At 38.9% G+C, this 1,657-nt stretch carries 1 protein-coding gene; it reads right to left on the reverse strand.

Features of this window, described 5'->3' with window-relative positions:
- Positions 1-28 precede the first annotated feature (28 nt).
- On the reverse strand, positions 29-1,519 hold the full coding sequence (locus P2W73_RS26310; RefSeq protein WP_276505089.1) for an IS1634 family transposase: 1,491 nt from the start codon (positions 1,517-1,519) through the stop codon (positions 29-31).
- Positions 1,520-1,657 lie beyond the last annotated feature (138 nt).

The following is a 1,657-nucleotide window of genomic DNA, read 5'->3' on the forward strand; positions in this document are numbered from 1 at the left end:
TCCTGTTTTCGTCACTGGGACACCCAAGCTAAATTTCAAGGTTAAAAAGCTCAACTAATTCAGATTGCTCCTCGTTTTTAATGACCAACCTGGAATATTTGTTTTTTGAGTAAGGGGTTGTGATTGTGATGCGATAGATAGTTTTGAGTATATCCATTGCCTTTTCTGCACTTAGACCTGATTTTTTGGTTTTGAGCTGCCTTTCGAGTTCTTTATAGATTTTGCACGCTGTAAAGGCGATGCAAATATGCGCCTCTATTCTTCGTTTTACATGATGATAAACAGGACGTATCCGTAAATCAGTTTTTGATATACGGAAGGCTTTTTCAATATTCCAAAGCTCTTTATATGTATCAATGACTTGTTCCTTACTCAATGAAGTATTGGTTATGTACCCTTTCAGGCCGTCCCATCTTTCATCAGCCTTAAATTTTTCATAGTCGATTGTAATTGTTATGTCACCTTCCAGTTTCAGGTATTTGTTGTATCCCTTGTTATTGATTTGTTTCTTTGTAAGTTTTCCACGTTCAAGCTCTTTCTCCAACTTGGTCATCCCTCTTTTCCGGTTGAAGGCGTCTTTCTTTGCCCTGCCGGTTGAGTAGCTAATTATTAGCCTGTTACCGTCCTCCTTTTGCAACTCGGTGCTTTCTGCATCTTTTAATGAAAGCTCCAGTATTTTTTCCTTTATCCCTTCTGTCTCATTTTTTATGCGGGCCCCGATGATAAACCGGTACTCCTTTTCACATAGCTCCAGGAGATTCTTATTGGACATTAAGCCTGCATCAGCTACAATGATTAATTGGCCAGGATTATATTTCTTATTAAATGCTTCTATTACCGGAAGCATCGTTTTGCCTTCAAACGTATTTCCTTCAAAGATTTCATAATCCAACGGATAGCCTCCTTCACTTACCAAAAGCCCCAGCACAATTTGTGGCTGTTGGTGTTTACCGTCCTTGCTAAAGCCTGTTTTGCGTAAGTCATCTTCATCTGCTGCCTCAAAATATAATGTAGTTACATCATAAAATACAATGGACAATTGATTGCTTAACAATTTTAAAGTATGCTCATAGCTAACCTTCTGTACTTGTTTTATCTGACTTTCATGAAGCTTATCCAGATAGCGATATACGCTGTTTATGTCAACACTGATACCTTTATACTTAAACAGGTAATCGACTGTCTTAAGTTTACTGACCGGATAAACCAGCCGACAAATAACCAAATGCCGGAATAAGTCATCTGATATAACATGAAACCCTATTTCGTCAAAAAGCTTTCCTAATAATAGATCAGGGCCTGCGAGTTCCATGCTTTCAATATGATGAAAAAACAGTTCAACCAGTTCCCGCTCCTTATTCTGTTCAAAATTTATTAGCTGCTGGCCGGTTATCTCATTTATCTCTCCTTTAGCCTGTCGAAACAATCTGTCTATCGTTTCAGGATCGGAAGAACTTCCTACTGTCCTGACTACTTCGTACTGCCCCCCACTCTTGTCAATAATTTGTATACTGACCACTCCGCTTTTGTTTGGCTTCTTCCGTACAAACATCCTCTAAAATACAGCAGGGACACCCATCGCAAAAATCAAAATCCAGTGTTTTCAATGGTTTCAGCCAATTTTTAAGGACCATTTCTGGAGAATGACGAAGACAGG

This window comes from Terrimonas pollutisoli (assembly GCF_029360765.1).
Taxonomy (GTDB): domain Bacteria; phylum Bacteroidota; class Bacteroidia; order Chitinophagales; family Chitinophagaceae; genus Terrimonas_B; species Terrimonas_B pollutisoli.